A 1883-nucleotide genomic window follows, 5' to 3' on the forward strand; every position below is an offset into this window, starting at 1 on the left:
CCGCGTCGGTGTCGTTGATGTTGTTGTAGCTGAGCTCCTTGCCCTGGAGCTGCTTCGCCGTCGCCACACCGATCCGCGGGTTCGGGAAGCGGTAGAAGGCCGCCGCCTGGTGCGGGTTCTCGCCGTAGCGCATGGTCTGCGCCAGTTCGCCGGCGATCGCCTTGCGGGCCGGGGCGGCGTCGCCGAGCTGCTGCGCGAACCAGGCCGAGATCGCCGCGTCGTAGGCGGCCGTCCGGGCATAGGCGCGGCCCGCCAGCGTCTTGCGCAGCGCCAGGCTGGTCGCCCCACCGTCCGCCAGCTCGGCCAGCACCTCGGCCATGTCGGCCGGGCCGGTGCAGATGGCGACGTAGCCGTGGTTCTTGGCCGCCGAGCGGATCATCGCCGGGCCGCCGATGTCGATGTTCTCGACGCAGGTCTCGTAGTCGCCGCCGGCCGCGACCGTCTGCTCGAACGGGTAGAGGTTGACGTAGACCAGGTCGATCGCCCCGATCCCGTGCGCGTCCATGGCCGCCTTGTGGGCCGGCGCGTCGCGCACGCCCAGCAGGCCGCCATGCACCACCGGGTGCAGCGTCTTCACGCGGCCGTCCATCATCTCGGGAAAGCCGGTGAGGTCCGAGATGTCCTTCACCGCCAGGCCGGCGTCGGCGATCGCCTTGCGGGTGCCGCCGGTGGAGACCAGCTCCACGCCCAGGGCGGCGAGCTTCTGGGCGGCCTCGATCAGGCCGGTCTTGTCGGACACCGAGATCAGGGCGCGGCGGACCACGACCTTGTCGGGCGCGGGGGGGAAATCGGGGGCTGCGGGCACGGCATTCTCCTCTCAGGTCAAAAGGAAGGAATGCCCAGGCGCGCGGCAAATATGGTTCTCGCGCTCCCCGGTGGTCGCCCACCTTTAGTCGCCAGTCACGCGGAATGGCGCCCCGTTACGCCTGACCCTTCGGCCCGTCAATCTGTTGCCTCGCGGGCGCGAGCTTCCACCGCACCCGGGCGCCGGAGTCGGCCCGCCGCTGCCCTTTCAGGACGAGCTGCAACCCTCGGCCCCCCGGCAGGCTCTCCAGGGCGATGTCCAAGGCGTCGTTGCGCAGAATCCAGCCCTCGTGGGCGCTCACCGGCCGCAGCAGCACGCTCCGCCGGTCCTGGGACACCAGCGCCTGGACGCCATGGTGCAGGGCGAACCGCAGCGTAAACGGCACGAAATGGCGCCCGTCCGGACCCTGGGCACGCGCCGTGGGCGTCAGCCGGTCCTCGCCCCGCAGCTCGCCGGCCAAGAGGTCGAGGTAGAGCCGGCGCTGGTGCATCAGCCCATAGCGCTTCATCCAGCCGTGGTGGGCGAGGTCGAGCCAGACGGCGCCCGGCGCCTCGTGCCGCTGTACATCCACCGCCGCCCCCGGCGCGGCGAGCCGTGGCCCCAACACCCTCGCCGGGAAGCCGGACAGCAGCGGGATCGCCCCGTCGTCGCCCACCTCCACCGTCGAAGCGCCGTCCATCCCGCGACCGAAGCCCGCGTCGATCAGGCGGCGGCCGCCGACCAGCACCTGGATCGCCAGCGGCTGGTCGCAGGCCCGCTCGCCCCAGGCGCCCGCCGCGGGCGGCGCCACGTCGGCCATCACCTGCACCGGGCGCGAGTCCATCCGCTGATAGCCGCCGAGGTCGGTCGGCGGCGCGCGGTCGCCGGTCTCGTCCTGCGCCCGCGCCGCCGCGACATAGGACGCCGAAGCCGGCGCCCCGCCCTGGAAGGCGGCCAGGGCGCCGTCGTCGAGGGTGAAGAACCGCACGGCCGCCGCCAGCCGGTCGATGGCCCGCTGCACCGCCTCGGGCGCCGCCAGGCCGCGCTGCACCAGCGCCTCGTCCAGCGGGACGGTGGCGTCACCGAACCGGCGGACGCC

The 1883-nt window shown here is 73.3% G+C and carries 1 protein-coding gene, 1 pseudogene and 1 riboswitch; the gene and the pseudogene both read right to left on the reverse strand.

Annotation, left to right across the window (positions count from 1 at the left end; all coding sequences use genetic code 11):
* A pseudogene (purH, locus tag Q0L11_RS20675) lies at nucleotides 1–805 on the reverse strand (bifunctional phosphoribosylaminoimidazolecarboxamide formyltransferase/IMP cyclohydrolase); the annotation flags it as partial.
* A 25-nt stretch (nucleotides 806–830) separates the two neighbouring features.
* A riboswitch (ZMP/ZTP riboswitch) is annotated at nucleotides 831–914 on the reverse strand.
* Nucleotides 915–920: 6 nt separating this feature from the next.
* Nucleotides 921–1883, reverse strand: a 963-nt coding sequence (locus Q0L11_RS20680; RefSeq protein WP_296599775.1) for a heparinase II/III family protein, incomplete at its 5' end; no start/stop codon positions are given.

It is taken from the genome of Phenylobacterium sp. (assembly GCF_024508875.1).
In the GTDB taxonomy this organism is placed as follows: Bacteria; Pseudomonadota; Alphaproteobacteria; order Caulobacterales; family Caulobacteraceae; genus Phenylobacterium.